General features: G+C 50.5%; 12 protein-coding genes and 2 pseudogenes. 12 read left to right on the top strand and 2 right to left on the bottom strand.

Features of this window, described 5'->3' with window-relative positions:
• The first annotated feature begins 681 nt into the window (after positions 1 to 681).
• The 12 genes and pseudogenes from QMG44_RS01830 to QMG44_RS01775 all read left to right on the top strand — a co-directional run bounded on the left by QMG44_RS01830 (position 682) and on the right by QMG44_RS01775 (position 8,698).
• Entirely contained in the window at positions 682 to 996 is a 315-nt protein-coding gene (locus tag QMG44_RS01830) for a hypothetical protein (protein WP_032641243.1), read from the top strand.
• A gap of 60 nt (positions 997 to 1,056) precedes the next feature.
• Positions 1,057 to 1,518, top strand: coding sequence for a DUF1419 domain-containing protein (locus QMG44_RS01825; RefSeq protein ID WP_126488723.1), 462 nt, complete (start codon positions 1,057 to 1,059; stop codon positions 1,516 to 1,518).
• A gap of 87 nt (positions 1,519 to 1,605) precedes the next feature.
• Entirely contained in the window at positions 1,606 to 1,806 is a 201-nt protein-coding gene (locus QMG44_RS01820; RefSeq protein WP_032641245.1) for a hypothetical protein, read from the top strand.
• 40 nt (positions 1,807 to 1,846) lie between these two features.
• A complete protein-coding gene (locus tag QMG44_RS01815; protein WP_281852988.1) occupies positions 1,847 to 2,770 on the top strand; it encodes an N-6 DNA methylase in 924 nt (307 codons plus the stop codon).
• Positions 2,771 to 2,861: 91 nt separating this feature from the next.
• Positions 2,862 to 3,260 carry a hypothetical protein gene (locus QMG44_RS01810; RefSeq protein WP_232969601.1) on the top strand — a complete coding sequence of 133 codons (399 nt, stop codon included), beginning with the start codon at positions 2,862 to 2,864 and terminating at the stop codon, positions 3,258 to 3,260.
• A 58-nt stretch (positions 3,261 to 3,318) separates the two neighbouring features.
• On the top strand, positions 3,319 to 3,858 hold the full coding sequence (traV, locus tag QMG44_RS01805; protein WP_045409379.1) for a type IV conjugative transfer system lipoprotein TraV: 540 nt from the start codon (positions 3,319 to 3,321) through the stop codon (positions 3,856 to 3,858).
• Positions 3,855 to 4,097, top strand: coding sequence for a hypothetical protein (locus tag QMG44_RS01800; protein ID WP_047366164.1), 243 nt, complete (start codon positions 3,855 to 3,857; stop codon positions 4,095 to 4,097). Before traV ends, QMG44_RS01800 begins: the two co-directional genes overlap by 4 nt.
• Positions 4,094 to 4,576 (top strand): annotated as a pseudogene (locus QMG44_RS01795) (TraC family protein); the annotation flags it as partial. The gene QMG44_RS01800 and the pseudogene QMG44_RS01795, both read left to right, overlap by 4 nt.
• Positions 4,564 to 6,828, top strand: a pseudogene (locus QMG44_RS01790) (conjugative transfer relaxase/helicase TraI domain-containing protein); the annotation flags it as partial. The pseudogenes QMG44_RS01795 and QMG44_RS01790, both read left to right, overlap by 13 nt.
• A 28-nt stretch (positions 6,829 to 6,856) precedes the next feature.
• On the top strand, positions 6,857 to 7,642 hold the full coding sequence (locus QMG44_RS01785; protein ID WP_045343960.1) for a DsbA family protein: 786 nt from the start codon (positions 6,857 to 6,859) through the stop codon (positions 7,640 to 7,642).
• Between the two features lie 121 nt (positions 7,643 to 7,763).
• Positions 7,764 to 8,291 (top strand): hypothetical protein, encoded by a 528-nt coding sequence (locus QMG44_RS01780; protein WP_230682133.1) that lies wholly within the window; start codon positions 7,764 to 7,766, stop codon positions 8,289 to 8,291.
• Positions 8,282 to 8,698 carry a type II toxin-antitoxin system YafO family toxin gene (locus QMG44_RS01775; RefSeq protein WP_014172317.1) on the top strand — a complete coding sequence of 139 codons (417 nt, stop codon included), beginning with the start codon at positions 8,282 to 8,284 and terminating at the stop codon, positions 8,696 to 8,698. The genes QMG44_RS01780 and QMG44_RS01775 overlap by 10 nt, the downstream gene beginning before the upstream one ends.
• Positions 8,699 to 8,915: 217 nt before the next feature.
• Here the strand turns inward: QMG44_RS01775 and QMG44_RS01770 are convergent, their stop codons facing one another.
• Positions 8,916 to 9,905: a tyrosine-type recombinase/integrase gene (locus tag QMG44_RS01770; protein WP_014172315.1), complete on the bottom strand. Its 990-nt coding sequence runs from the start codon at positions 9,903 to 9,905 to the stop codon at positions 8,916 to 8,918.
• Positions 9,906 to 10,087: 182 nt separating this feature from the next.
• Positions 10,088 to 13,951: a DUF4365 domain-containing protein gene (locus tag QMG44_RS01765; RefSeq protein ID WP_126488727.1), complete on the bottom strand. Its 3,864-nt coding sequence runs from the start codon at positions 13,949 to 13,951 to the stop codon at positions 10,088 to 10,090.
• Between the last annotated feature and the right edge of the window lie 80 nt (positions 13,952 to 14,031).

The raw sequence follows: 14,031 nt of genomic DNA, 5'->3' as shown, positions 1-14,031 counted from the left end.
CCCCTCTGCTCCCTCCGCCTTGTCCACATTCCTGTCTTTCCTGCCTGATTTTGCTGAAGTCAGCGCGCCATGAGTTACCTGCCTGTACCTGGCTTCAGCCTGGTTTTCTCTGTGTTCTTCATCCCGGGCGTCATATCCGGCGTCCTGCTGGTTAACTTTCTCAGCTGCAGCTCAGTGGCCATAACCCGAAAACAGGGCAGGGCGATGGCCCCCTTCGGCTCCCGGCCAGCGCTGCTGTCCGGTCGTCGAGCCCCACTCCGCCAGGGCGGCCGCTGCGCACCCGCCGGGCTCCGCCGAACCCCTCCGGGTTTCGGGCTGACGCTAGGGGCTGATGGCTAAGGTCAAAGGCTGCGGCTTCTCCGGCCGTGCCGTCCGGAACGCCTTCACCGCGCCGGCTGATGCCGTCGCTTTAATGGCGCCACGCCGTTCCGACGTGTCGGGTGTGTGCATCCTGTTCCCCCGGTGAAGCCATCCCCCGTGCGTCCTCACGCGGAGGGCTTGTCGTAGCACCGTCGGGTCGTCATCCAAGGGGTGAAATGCACTCCACCAAAACTTTTTGCGTGCCGCAAAAACTTTTGTCTCCGCCCCTTTCCTTCCTCCCTTCGCCGTTGCTCCTTTGCCCTTTGCCGCGAGAGAACTCACCAGGGAGATGGACAACCATCACCACAGGAGAAAACCAGGATGCACACACGAAACGTCAACGTCAAAACCGCCGCTCCCGAATCTTCCAGGAAGATAGGGGGAAAAACCGTGTCGTACACGATCCTCGTCGCTGAGACGAAAAAAAACTCTGAGGAGGAATCGGACGTTCTGGAGTTCAGCAGCCTTGCAGAGCTGAAGAAACTGCGCAGACGCTGCCCCGAAACAATGCGCTGCACCTATTTCTACGCCCTCAGCAGCGGCGTCGATAAACAGTTCCGCCATATCCATGTGGCTGAAGCTGACCACTTCAAACAGTTTGTGCGCCTGATCGAGCGCGAAGGTATCGACATTTAAATCCGATTCACCCCGTGCGGCAGCCGCCGCACGGAACCTCATCAGACAGGAGCCAGAAACATGAGCGTTAACACCCCGACCGCTGCACCAATGGCCTTTTTTGTTCCGTCTCATAACGCCGTTTATGACTGCGCAACACAACTGGACGGGCAGTGGGTGACTCAGCGTGAAGCGAAAACGCTGGAATCCCTTCGCCGTCTCTATCCGGATGCGGAGCTGATCCCCGCGACTCTGGTACAGGAAAAGCAGAATGACGGCTATCGCCGTCCCTGGGCGGAAATCACCGAGGCCCGGTATATCGACCAGCTGGAAATACTGCCGCCAGTGGACTGGTGCAGGGGGGTTGGCGGGGAGTCGTTCAAATCAATGGAGTTTACGGGCGGGGATGTGACCGCAATTTTTGTCCGGTACGGCGCGCGTTTCTTTGAGTGCCATGACCTGCACACCCGCCATCACCGTGAGCTGATTGGCGACGTGATCGCACGTTTTTGTCTCGATGCGCCGCTGAATTCCGCGCATTAAAAAAGCAGGGTTGCCCCTGCTTTCTCAACGCCGGGTAGCCGCTGGAACGGTGAACCGGCAATCACAACCAAAGTAAGGAGATTGATCGTGAAATTTGACCCGCAAACTGTCGCACAGGCGAAGGCATTTGTAAATGCCCTCCGCGCCGGAAAACGCGCACGCGTCCCCGCGCTGCGCTTCTCACAGTGGCAGCAGTTTCTGTCCGTGGTAAATGCCGAAACGGGCTACGCCGCCGAGGCTGACTGTGGTCTGGCTGTCAGCGTCTATCCGGCGCTTGGACTGGCTTAACAGGAGGCGGCCGCCTGCGGGCGGCCGGTAAGGTGAAACCATGTCACAACTGAGTTTTGAATCCCTGTTCCTGGCAGACCAGGCTGATCCGAAGCCGCGGGCTTCCGCTCCTGTCCGGGTGCAGTCCCCAGTTGAGGCGCGTAAGCAGTTCGCCAGTGTGTTCCGTCAAACCGCGAAATATATGCGCCGTTCCGAAGTGTTCCGCGACTTTATCACCCTGGCCGCCAGCGGTCTTGATATAGCGAGCATACGCTCGCCAGAAAGCATCGAAAACAGCCGACGAATCTGCGGGCGGTATCAGCCGGACGATTTAGACGCCATGAGACAGCTGTTCTGCCTGTTGGTGGAGGGGCTGGCGGGTGAAATGCATGATTTTCTGGGCGCACTGTATATGGAGCATGAGCTGGGCGCGGACGAAATGGGGCAGTATTTCTCTCCGTCCTCCATCTCCCGCCTGATGGCCGGACTACTCATGCCCGGCGCTCAGGAGACGATAAAGCGTGAGGGTTGGATGACGCTAGATGAGCCTACCTGTGGTAGCGGCGGTATGGTGATTGCCTTTGCATACTGGATGGCTGAGGCGGGATATAACCCCTCAGAACAGCTGTATGCCACCTGCACAGATATCGATCCGATGGTGGCTGATATGGCCTTTATCCAGCTGTCACTGCTGGGTATCCTGATTGTCTGGCTATTTCTGACTCAATGGATATGCAGGCGAATTGTCCCCCGCTACAACGAAAGCTGGGAGGAGGTATTCGACAGGATGCTGTCTGCTTATGAACCCCTGAACCTTCCTGCCTGGGAGCACCTGAAGCGTCAGGCTGAAACAGAGGGGCTGACGGCCAGCAACGTCAGAAACTGGTATCAGCTGGAAGCGATGAGCGCCTGGCCAGAAAAGAAACCTGACCTGAAATTTCTCAACAACAGTCCAGACCGTGAGAAAGAGTCCGGGAGCGAGTGAACAGCAAAGCGGTACTCGGATAGCTGATTACTCTCACCGGTTTGTATCACCTCATCATTACAACCTTGAAGTTCTTTTTACTGGAGTGTCTATGCCTTCAATCAGGACACATTCTTCATTACTCAAAATCCTGTATGACTACCGCCACGTCGTCTTTTTAGTGCTTATTTATGCGACTGAAATGACGGTATGGGCGATTCTGAACCTGAAGGGAATCGGTGACGATGATTTTTCCACATGGCGAATCTTTCTGCTCATAAGCGTGGCCATCATCGCGTCCAGTGCTGCAGCTTATGGCGATACTGATAAAGCATGGATGATGATTGCAGGGGCTCTCGCGCCCTGGCTCAGCGCGTCTGTTTCAATCATCGTCTATGGTTTCATTCAAATGAATCTGCATTTTCTGTCGATGGACTGGTTTTTTACCTGCGTACTGTGCAGCTTCGGTCTGCAGGTAATGCTCAATGTCATGCGAGAAATTTTCGTGTAAGCCACAAGTCACTCCCCCCTTGTACATATAACCCTCAAATTCCAACCGGAGTTACCCCATGAAAAAACTACTGGGTGCTGCACTGCTGTGCAGCGCACTGACCGGCTGCGCCGGTCTCAATTCTGATTTCGACTGCAACAAGACCGCGACCGACCAGTGCCTGACCACCGGTGAAGCCAACAAGCTGGCCGCTCAGGGTAAAAGTCTGGATGACCTGACGGCAGATAAAACCGCAAAAAAGCCTGCGGGTGAAACCCTGCCGGCACTGCGCAATTCGGCACCGGTCGTGAATCCGTTCCGTCCTGTCTCCGTCGCAGCAACCGGAACTGCCGCCGCTAAGCCGCTGAACACTGCGCCGGTGAAAGCGTCCGGCTCACTGGTCACGCCGCTGACCACGACCAGTCATGTGGCACCTGTACCGGTTAACACGGCGGGCCGCGTTCCGGTTCAGCGTATTCCTGATGCCACGCAGCGCCTGTGGATTGCCCCCTGGGTGGACACGGACGACAACTTCCATCAGCCGGCTGTGGTTGAGTTCGTGAAAAACAAATCCCACTGGGATGAGAGCTACCGCGTTATCGGGGAGGGGGGTGAATGAACAGCCTCGACATCAACAGTAACGGTGGTCTCGATCCGCTAGTCCATTCACGGAAAGGAACGATGCAAATCACCGCCACACCGTCAGTCGATACCGACGATGAAACGCTGGCCGTTCTGAGTGTGAGCTGTGACTGGCAGATGAAAACAGCCGGTGACGCGCTGCACGCCGGGCAAATGAACGAAGAGAAGATGCGTCGCCTGGAGTTAATCCGGGCCGCAGCGGAGGGTCGAAAATGAGTTTTGTTGACAGCCTGATGGATATGCTGAAAAACGGGAAGCAGGAAGACGGAGCCGCCACGGCCCGCAACAATCTCTCCCAGACCTGGGACTATCCCTCTCTGGTCGCCGCGCTGCCGTACCGGTATTACGACGATACGAATGAGATTTTCGTCAATGCCGGCTCCGCAGGTTTCATTATGGAAGCGGCCCCGCTTCCCGGCGCGAACGAGCAGGTGATGGCCGCGCTCGATGACATGCTCCGCAAGAAGCTGCCACGCCAGACGCCTGTCACCGTTATTCTGGTCGCAAGCAAATGTGTCGGAGAGCGTATCGATCGCGGCGTGAGTAATGATATGTGGAAAGGCGGGATGGCTGAGCACCTCAACAAAATCACCCGCGCTTTCTGGCAGCGCTCCGCGCTCCACGGTCTGGCCAACGAACGTGAATATCCGCTCTACCTGCGTAACTACCGTATCTTTTTTGTGTACGGCAAACCACGCAGCTGAAGGCGGTGATATCTGCACTGGAGACCCTGCCGGCGGACGTTCGTCCGGTGATGACGGGGCTTGCTCCTACGCACCAGGCGGTGAAAGAAATGAGCGACGTCGGTGTCCGGGCGCAGACCATCAAATCCTTTGTCGTTGAGCATGACCAGGCGACGGCCGCAGGCGAGAAGCCTGACTATAAAGGACAGGTGTTTCTTATCGATGAGTCATCAATGGCAGGCAACCAGGATACGGCGGCACTGTTCCAGGCTATTGCCAGTGGCGGCGGTCGCGCGGTCTCAATGGGAGATATCGACCAGTTTGAAGCGGTCGACGTGGGCGCGCCGTTTAAGCTGATGCAGGAGCGAAGCCCGATGGATGTGGCCATTATGAAGCAAATCGTCCGCCAGAAAGACCTGCAGCTGCGCGGCGCCGTTCACGACATCATTGATAACCGGATCGATGCGGCCCTGCAGCGCATTGAAACCCAGCCGGCTGACCGTGTGGCGCGTAGCGCTTCAGCCACGCTGCCGGGGAGTGCCATTCAGGAAACGGAGACGCCCGTTAACGACATCGTGGCTGACTGGACGGACCGGACGCCGGAGGCGCGGTCCCGTACCCTCATTATCACCCAGCTGAACGCTGACCGTCGTGCGGTAAATGCCGGCATTCATGCTGTGCTGGCTGCCCGGGGAGAGCTGGGGGAGAAGGCCATTACGGTGCCGGTGCTCGATAAAATCACCCACACCCGTCATGAGTTCAATAAAACCGATGCCTGGGAAGCCGGGATGGTGGTTAAACGCGGCGATCGCTACCAGGACGTGCTGGCCGTTGACCGCAACGGCAGTACGGTCACGGTACGCGATGAGGAGGGGAAGATTGGACTGTATTCCCCGAAGCAACTCATCACCGGCGACGTGCAGCTGTTTCGCCGCAGCGAGAGGGAAGTCCGTGCCGGCGATCTGCTGAAGTTCACGGCGACAGACAAGGAGCAGGGACAGATGGCCAGCCAGCGCTATACGGTCGAGTCGGTCAGCAAAACGGGCAATATCCGTCTGAAGGGGGAGAACGGCCGCATCACCATCAATCCTCACGCCGTCAGGGCGCAGCAGCATATTGACTACGGCTGGGCTGTCACCGGGTACGGTGCTCAGGGGGCCAGTAGCGATTATGTCATTGCGCTTGAGGGCACGGAAGGCGGGCGTAAGGCACTTGCCTCCCGTCGCGCCTTCTACATTTCTGCCTCGCGTGTGAAGGAGCATGTCCAGATTTATACCGACGGGAAGGCGGACTGGGTTAATGCGGTAAAAACGCCGGAGCGGGATATCAAAACGGCGCACGATGCGCTGGCGCCAGAAACGCAGCGTAAACAGGCGAAAGCCATCTGGGCAATGGGACAGCCGGTGAATAAAACGGCCATTGGCCGCGCCTGGGTGCGCCATCAGGGCATGCAGGACGCGTCACTGACGGCAAAAATCATCCCGGCCACCCGGCGCTTTCCCGAACCGGCGCTGGCGCTGCCGGTGTATGACAACAACGGCAGGAGTGCGGGCCTGGCCCTGGTTTCCCTGATTGCCAGCCCGGAAGGGCGGATGACACAGGGGGAGACCCGGATGGTCATGACAGAACGTGCCCGTGGTGCGGTACTGCAGCGAAGCCAGTCCGGCAACACGATTGTGGTCAGTGACCTGGCGGCCGCGCTCGATGCAGTACGACATCACCCGAAGGACGGCGTGGTCTGGCAGACCGGCGATGAACCCCCTTCAGCATGGCTGCTTAAGGTGAGCGGCGGGACACAACAGGACGTCTCACCGGGAACTGTCTCCACGCTGACGGACGGGCAGAGCGTACAGCAGCTGCGCGAGCAGATGCTGGCAGAGCAGATTCGCAATGAAGAAGCCGGGCGGAGCAGACAGCCGGAACCGTTGCCGGCAGACGTTCCGCAGGAAGAAGTGATCAGACTGAAACCGGAAGACATTAACCCGCGTAAACCGGAACCACTCACCCCGGATGCGGATGTGATCGCCAGGGTGAGAAGTGAGGAAAACACCGGTGGACAGGAAATGAAAGCCGCGGCAGGTGTCAGGAGCGAGCTGGAAGGTGCTGACAAGGCATCCGGTGAACTGTCGCGGGCATCGCGTGTGATTGCAGATCTGGCAAACGCTGAGCGCGACATGCTCAGGGCTGCAGAAAATACTGAACGCGGCCGCATGCCGGAGCGTGAAGAACAGACCCTCACCCGTACCATTCAGAAAGAACGTTAATCCCCCTTTTAACAATGAGAATCAGGCAATGAAAAGACATAAATTAACAACATCATTAGTTACAACATACATTGGCTTTATTGCAACGGCACACGCTTCAGCCCCTCAGCCCTTATTCAGCCCGGAGCAGGAGGCTCGTATCGGTGAAATCGCTGCCGACTATCTGGTGTCCCACCCGGAGATTCTGGTGACGGTCAGTCATAAGCTGCAGGAACAGCAGGAGGTACGTAAGCAGAAAATGTTTGCACTCAGCGTGATGGAGAATCAGGCGAACCTTCTGCATGATCCGGACACCCCGGCTTACGGGCCTGAAAATGCAAAAGTCGCGGTGATTGAATTCTTTGATTACCAGTGCGTGTTCTGCAACCGCTTCGCGCCGGAGCTGGAGAAAGTTATGAAAGCGCAGCCGGACGTCCGCTACCTCTTTAAGGAGTGGCCAATTTTTGCTGGTCGCCGGGAAGCCTCACTTCAGGCAGCGCAGCAGGGGCTGACGGTCTGGCAAAAGAAAGGGCCGCAGGCCTATGTCACCTATCACAATGCCATCTACGCCACCGGCCATAATGAAGGCAAACTGACGGTGGAGGATATTCACGGGGCAGCGTCAAAGGCGGGACTGGCCGCCCCGGCTCCTGGCGACCATACCGCGTCCCTTGAGAAAAACAGTAACCTGGCAGAGGCGCTGGGACTCACCGGAACGCCGGGGATCATCGTCATGCCCGTTAGCGGGGCGACTCCCGACACCATCACGGTATTCCCGGAAGCCGTTACCGCTGACAGGCTTCAGGTAGCAATCCGGAAAGCCACGTCCAGATAGAGGATCTCAATTTCCTGTTTGCTGTGCCAGCCACATATGCAACCAACTTTTTTTAGCATATAGTTAAGTTCAGTAGTAAAATGTAGCGCCTCGTCGAGAGGTGATGATTATGGAGCCCGTCGTGAAATTCAAAATCCAGCACCTGCAGGCCGCAGTGGCACTGGTTCTTGCCAGTTTCCAGCCGCAACCCAAAGCGGTTGCGTGTCAGCCTACGATTGTTGAACGGGTTTACGAAATGGGCTCCAGAGTCAACAAAACCGATATCAGCGAGCTCACTGTTGCTCTCAATGACGTGGCTGAAGAATTACGCTCAAGTCGCATCGAGCTGGCCCGGTATGCAGATAGCGATTTCTCCGGCGCTATCAAAGTCGCCAGCGACATCAGAAATCATACTATCCATGTCGCAGGTATCGCAGAGTCATTTGTTCTGATGCTGCCGGAAAAAAACATTGTTCAGTCGTATGACAGGAATTCTGTTGAGTTTGCGTTCTTTAAGGCCATTAAAATGGTCAGTATTGCGACCAAAAACTACCTTAGTCTGATTGATCAAATTACACGAACGTCAGAAGTGCGTGACTCTGGAATCAACCTCCAGGCCATAAATCACCTGCTGGATTCAGGAAACAGGGCTGCGGCTAAATGGCGTTAACGGCTGAGTACAGCCATGTCACGTGGGATACGTTTTTCAAGCCCACGTTTGCCGTTTACCCTGAACTGGAGAGCCAGTTACTAGCAGAGTTCATCACGTATAAATCAACTGGCGCACCGTCGAATCTTCTTGGAAGGGACGCCCCTTTTGATTTCCCGCCATTCGCTGTCGATGCTAACGTCCAGCATATTCACGTTAACCTGCATTTCCAGTTAACCTGGAGTGCCAGACAAGAGAATTACAACCGTACCTCAGATCACTATCTCATTTACACAGAACACATGTGGGATAGCAGCCGTTTTCTGCTGATGGGGCTGATAACACCGGCTCATGAACGTATGCCAGCAAGTGATACCCGGTTACTCAGCTACTTTTCTGAAGTTGCAGAAGATTTTCACGCTTCATAACCCTCAAAACTACATCTGGTATGGTACCCGGCAAGAGAACGAAAAGGACCGGCCATCCCGCATATCCAAACCACCCCGGTTCAGAAGGGGAAGCAGGATAGCCGGCAGACCTACTTTAACGGAAGTTCCGCTGCGGCACCATTCCAGAAAATTGCGCAGCCTGCGAGCATCATAACCTGGCATCTTGTTAACTTAACATCTTGATACCTTGTTAAGTTCATATCAGATCCAGACGGTCGCGCGCCGTACGGAGGCGTGCTTCCCCGCGGCGATCGTACTGCTGGGTGGTGGTGACGCTGGCGTGGCCCATCGCATCCTTCACCGTGATTAAATCCTCACCATTATCCAGCATGGCCGTGGCAAAGGTGCGGCGTAAGTCGTGCGGTGCGCATTTGGCGATCCCGGCCTGGCGCTGACGCACCTGCAGGACATGGTATACCGCCTGGTCGGTCAGCCGGTCGTTGGTCAGGGTATCAAACCGGCGGATACGCGTGAAAAGGGGGCCAGGATGCTCACCCCGGACCTGATCTGTCCACATCTGCAGGCGCTGCCAGGTCCCGGCAGGCATGTAGGCCAGCCGTTCCTTGTTGCCCTTGCCCAGCACCCTGAGTGCCCGATCATGCGTGACAACGTCACTGAAATCCAGCCCCACCGCCTCCGAGCGGCGCAGGCCGCAGCCGAGGATGACGGCCAGCATCGCCGCATCACGCACCCCGATACTGGATTTATCTGCTTCGCAGGCCCCAAACAGCGTGCGGATCTCCTCCGGCGGCAGGGCCCTGCCTCGCGGGAGGCGGCTGCCGCGCAGGTTACGCACCGCGCGGATGTGCTGGAAGCTCTCAACGTCCATCAGCCTGAGCATCCACGCTTCCTTCGCCACCCCCTTGAGGGCCGAAAGATAGGTGTTGACGGTGGCCGTGGCCCGGCCGGTGTCGCGCAGCAGCTCGGTCACGGCCATCACGTGATGGCGGCGCAGGCTTCCCCAGCTGCAGGCATCCATGGACGTGGCGCCGAGCATGCCGGCGACAATACCCAGGAACGAGGCCATGGTCTGCCGGCTGCGGGGGGAGTTGAGGGACAGCAGATAGGCCCGGGCCGGACTGACCGGTGCGTCCTGCCCGGACAATGCCGGGAGAAAATCCTCACCAGGGGGAATGACCGCCGCAGGCAGACTCAGCTCCGGTTCATCATCGGGCATCAGTGTCATAACGGGCTCCGTCCGGACCGGAAAATGTCCGGCGCGCTGCGTGAAAAATCGGGGTGAAAGGTACCGTCAGAGCGTACCGCAGAGAGTCTACTTTTTCAAACGTACATTTTAATAAGTAGAAATTTAACATTATTAAACGTACCAACTTCAAGGATTCTGTTAAGTTGGTACTGTTTTAAGTATCAAGAAATATATTGGTCATTAAAAAGCATGGACTGGTATTTGGCCTCTAAGGTAAGGGCGGTATGGGTTAGCGGGGTGAAGCATTCTTTTATAGCAGAGAATAGCTGTGGACGTTTGTCTCGTTCAACGCTCCTTAGGGCATCAATAATAAATGTTAATAGGTACTCTTCATCTTGAAAGTCAGATGAGATAGTGCACATTGAATCTTTGTAAAGATCATAGGTAAAAGAATTATTTACCAATGATTCATGTGCATTTTGTATTTCAACTGCAACGGTATTATATGTACATTGTTGTATAAACCAAAGCGTTAAGAAACGCTCTATGGTAGTAAAAGGATGTGCCTCAATAAATGTACGTAATAGCATGAGTAGTACATTAGACGTTGGTAACGTTCGCGCAAATGAAGACGCGTTGAACAACATACGAAGAAGTAAAGATGCTGCTTCATGTGTTGGGCGTAATGATAAAAAAATACTTGAGAATATTTTATTGAAATCGGTTCCTAAGATATTATCACCTTTGCTTAGATTAAAGAAATGTTGATATACTTCAGATAATAACTGAGTGCTCATATTGGGTTGATATATACCGAGAGAACAAAACTTGGCAACAAGATGGCATACATCAGCATGATTCAACTTCCCTCTGTTCATAAGAAAAAGTAAAACATTAATACTATTAACCTGGGTTTTATTATTTGTCGAGGAGAGAACAAAGCTTTGCATGTAGGAATCATCACAAATGAAAAAGCCATTAGTTCCATTAACGGATAAGGTATAAGATTCAATTATATTATCTTTGTTGTCATCTATTATTTTCAGTTTATCCCGGTGGCTATTTATAGCTGACAGGATTTTCATGGCTATACGAGATTTATCATGATGTATGAAACTTTGCGCGTGCATACTGATATTATTAAAAACTGAACTCAAGATTGAAAACTTATCAACTAAACTTAAAAAATCAGTTAGAACGTCTAATTCAGATAATATTAATAGAGTTGTTTCCTCCAAAATACACGACGACCTTTCATCAAAGTATTTATTAAAAATATCCTGAGGGCAAAAACCAGAATGGCGTATTTTAAACTCGATATTTTCATCTGGTTCTGATTGAGATAACAGCCAAGATGTAAATATATCACGTGTTTCTGAAAGAAAGTATCCCAGCAAAGCAAAAGGCACTTTCAGCGATCCATTACGGATTTCCTGCTTATTTTTATTCCATATTTCAATCTGTTCAGGAGTAACTCCAGTCAATTTATTGAGCGATTCAACAAACTCTTCTGCTGGACCTTCAGGATTCACTATAGCTCTTCTTAAACGAGTGGAATCTGGAAATTTCTCAGTATAGGTTAATAACCGTTCTCGCCACTCAGAAAACTCAACCTCATCATCATTTTTTTCAGATGTTAAGACTAGCATGAGAAAGTTTCCTTCTTCGTCAGGATCATCTTGATTAACATGACGTGCAATCTGTCTTAGTACTGGTAGTCGTTTATCCTTATAAATGTCATCCTTACTATATAGATGAAATAACTGAACTAAAAATTGGACTTTTATATTAGATTCCGTGTTTTTGGATATTAATTCAATAACAATCTTTTCAACTTCTTTTGCCATGCCAAATTTATTACATAACTGAATATAAAATTTGAGAGTTTCATCGGATAATTGTGAACTATCCAAAGCAAGACGAATACTATCGATGGCCAAGCCAGACTCGCCGTTATAATGAAGAGCTAAAGCTTTGAGAAAATGCCAATTTGGATCAATCTGCTCCTTCTGGACAGATGTGTCAATAAGTTCAAGAGCTTTGCTGTAAAAACCCTTAGCTATCATTGCATTAGCGTATTGAAAATTATCTTTTTCACTTAAACCATGATGTTCTAAAATCGTTGATGCAACATCGATTATTTTCTCTGCTTCATCCAAATCTTTCATCTGAAGATGATTCATCAACTGCTCAGCAAGATAAAGGGGTCTGCCCAAGCTAATGTATTTTGCATATAGTGAGTTTAAACTTGTTCTAATGTCATTGTTATTTTGTTCTATTTCGTCTAAAAAATCAGAGAATGCAATTACAATGTCTGCATCTGGAAATAACTTTACTTGGGACATATAGTGTTCAGAAAGAGAAATTTCAAACAATTCTCTCGCAACTTTTGAAGCTATGCAAAAAAGCGTTGTCTTATTTATCAAAGCTGAATTCAAAATATCCTTATCCATTGTTTTGAAAACGGATAATGCTTTGGAAAGTTTATTGGTATTATAATAAGATAAAAACAGTAACACTTGATCGTCCAAATCAAGTTCACACTCTTTATTTTCCAATAATAAAATTACTTTCTGGTAATTTTGTTGATTGAACAACAGACGGGTATAAATATAGACAACTTCAGCATGCTGAGGTCTTTCTCTTAAGATATTGTCAAAATGTCTAAAGAGCTCTGACATATTATTAAAAAAACTAAAAGCTAGAGGGCTAATATCTAGTAATAAAGTAAAATCTTGTGGATAGCCAAGTTCCTCTGTTAAACTCCATGCTGATTTATAATGCTCATAGGATTGCATTAATTGTGTTAAATTTGCGTTCGGAAGACCGTGGATAGGTATAACTTTATCATATTCAATGTTTTCATTGTTTGCTTTGAAATATGCTCTTCGACCAGCAATGAAATGGATAGCGAGCTTTTCTCGTGTGGTTTTTAACGAATCTATATCAATTGAGTCAATGAGTTTATCCAAACCATCGGTGTCATCGATTATAGTGTATACCACTAATTTAGCTGCAATATATTCTGGGTGCTTTTCGTTTATTAATTCTATTGCATCCTGTGCACAGCCGAGAAGCGCCATACATTTTACCTTAATAAATAAAATTCTCTTATCGCTTTCATCGTATTTTTTTAATTTTTCCAAGATTATTGGTGCTTGACTGTAAAAGTCATATCTTAGGTCTGATTCCAATTCACCTATTAAATATCTTACCTTATCTGATGCTTTAGTCGCAGCCCTGTATAATTCTCGAGATTCATTGATATTATCTAAAAGTACCATTAAGTTTGCTTTCTGATACCATAACTCTGCTACCTCGTGCAGATTCATTTTATCAATTTTCTTCTCAAGATTTGAGATTACATCGCTAGCAGGTTTGAGTTTATTAAACTTAATGTGGTTTTCTATGATTTTAAGTTCTGTTGGGTAGTAGCCCTCAGGATTTTCTATCCAAGGTTCATCGCCGTTATGCTCAATAGCTTTCAAATAAAACGGTTTATCAGTTATGCTATTTGCAATGTTACTAATTGTACTGACCACATCATCTGTATATGGCTTAATTTCACGACTTAAGTCTGTTAAAGCCATTCTTTCTTCGAATCTAATTCTATGAAATTGATATATATCCAACTTAGTAGTTATCAACTGATTCGTTGGTATTCGCAATGTAATTGAATCTTGTGTCTGCAACTTTAGGTTGTGCTCATTGAACCATGCATCATCAAGCCATAAGTAATATATGGGGCATTCATGAAGCTGATCAATATTATCTTTTAAATTAACAATTGCAACCATAACCAAGGAATCTTGGGAATGATAATAATTTAATGTAGAGCATTTAAAGGCATAGCTAAGCGTTCCATCAAGATTTAATGACGGCTCTGTCGTTCCTTTTAGCTGTAGGTAGAAATTATATTCAACTTGGTCTAACGAATTTTTTAGTTGTATTTGATAATCAATTCCATAATCCGAATCGCCAGACATCGCCGTCTCTATCCATGCGCGAGGCATTTTAGTTACTAGGGCTCTTTGTGCCAATCGACCAATTTCTTGGCTATAGCTATCATTTGGAAGTTGAGACATTCGTAATCCTCATAACGCTTACTTTTAGTTAGTAACTAATCATATATACTGCGGCCGTTATGGATGCAGTACGTACAGTG

Source organism: Enterobacter sp. 200527-13 (assembly GCF_027924865.1).
Classification (GTDB): Bacteria; Pseudomonadota; Gammaproteobacteria; order Enterobacterales; family Enterobacteriaceae; genus Enterobacter; species Enterobacter ludwigii.
The sequence above is the reverse complement of the archived record's forward strand: the minus strand, read 5'-3'. Positions and strand labels throughout refer to the sequence as shown.

Excerpts from the sequence above, each read along its gene's own strand:
- QMG44_RS01830 (WP_032641243.1), top strand. The coding sequence starts at position 682 with ATGCACACACGAAACGTCAACGTCAAAACCGCCGCTCCCGAATCTTCC.
- QMG44_RS01825 (WP_126488723.1), top strand. The coding sequence starts at position 1,057 with ATGAGCGTTAACACCCCGACCGCTGCACCAATGGCCTTTTTTGTTCCG.
- QMG44_RS01815 (WP_281852988.1), top strand. The coding sequence starts at position 1,847 with ATGTCACAACTGAGTTTTGAATCCCTGTTCCTGGCAGACCAGGCTGAT.
- QMG44_RS01810 (WP_232969601.1), top strand. The coding sequence starts at position 2,862 with ATGCCTTCAATCAGGACACATTCTTCATTACTCAAAATCCTGTATGAC.
- traV (WP_045409379.1), top strand. The coding sequence starts at position 3,319 with ATGAAAAAACTACTGGGTGCTGCACTGCTGTGCAGCGCACTGACCGGC.
- QMG44_RS01800 (WP_047366164.1), top strand. The coding sequence starts at position 3,855 with ATGAACAGCCTCGACATCAACAGTAACGGTGGTCTCGATCCGCTAGTC.
- QMG44_RS01785 (WP_045343960.1), top strand. The coding sequence starts at position 6,857 with ATGAAAAGACATAAATTAACAACATCATTAGTTACAACATACATTGGC.
- QMG44_RS01775 (WP_014172317.1), top strand. The coding sequence starts at position 8,282 with ATGGCGTTAACGGCTGAGTACAGCCATGTCACGTGGGATACGTTTTTC.
- QMG44_RS01770 (WP_014172315.1), bottom strand. The coding sequence starts at position 9,905 with ATGACACTGATGCCCGATGATGAACCGGAGCTGAGTCTGCCTGCGGCG.
- QMG44_RS01765 (WP_126488727.1), bottom strand. The coding sequence starts at position 13,951 with ATGTCTCAACTTCCAAATGATAGCTATAGCCAAGAAATTGGTCGATTG.